The organism is Spectribacter hydrogenoxidans (assembly GCF_031846275.1).
Classification (GTDB): Bacteria; Pseudomonadota; Gammaproteobacteria; order Nevskiales; family Salinisphaeraceae; genus Spectribacter; species Spectribacter hydrogenoxidans.
In genome coordinates this window covers 1-676 of sequence record NZ_JAVRIB010000052.1, presented here as the reverse complement: position 1 = coordinate 676, position 676 = coordinate 1, and the positions used below count along the sequence as shown (strand labels likewise).

Here is a 676-nt window from a genome sequence, read left to right as displayed (position 1 = left end):
TTCGTCCGTATTGTCGGCATCCCTGATCAACGACACGACCCGCTGGTAAGCCTCCGGCGTGGCGATCTCGGCCGCCAGGATCTCCACCATCGAGAGCGTCACCACCGGATCCTCGGGCTGAGCCGCGTGGATGGACTCGAGTACATCGAGTGCCTCCGACCACTGCGCCGTCATCTGGTAGGCCTCGGTCAGGGCCAGTGCGATGCCTCGGGCCGCCGGTTCGATCCGCGCATCGATGTGGTCGGTGATACTCAGACTGACGGTTGGGCGTATCTCGTACTTTCTGAACAACTCGCCCAGCGTCTCCCCTCGGTCGAGGGCCGATGAGAGACAATCGATAGCCGCTTCCGGCTGCTTACGCTTCAGCGCCAGTATGCCGGCCATGAAGGCGGCGTCGGCCTGCGCCGTTGCCTGAATCAGGGTTTTCCAGGCCCCGGCCTCATCCCCCTCATGGATCTGGCGAAGGCCATCGACGAAGGCTTCCTCCTCCGGCGGCGTGATCAATCGCCGGAAGAATCCGAGATCCAGGCGGTCGGCTGCACTCTCGCCTTCCGGTGCCGGTGATCCACGCTTACCGCGACGCCGATCAAGCGGATTGTGCTCGGTGTAGTACAGCCCGCTGCCGGGGATACCGACCGTCCCGCGCGTGCCGGCGGTGCCGAAGGTGAACTTCGCG

1 pseudogene is annotated in these 676 nt (G+C 64.6%); it reads right to left on the bottom strand.

The annotated features are described in order from the left end of the window. Positions 1 to 676 (bottom strand): annotated as a pseudogene (locus tag RM532_RS15835) (DUF4236 domain-containing protein); the annotation flags it as partial.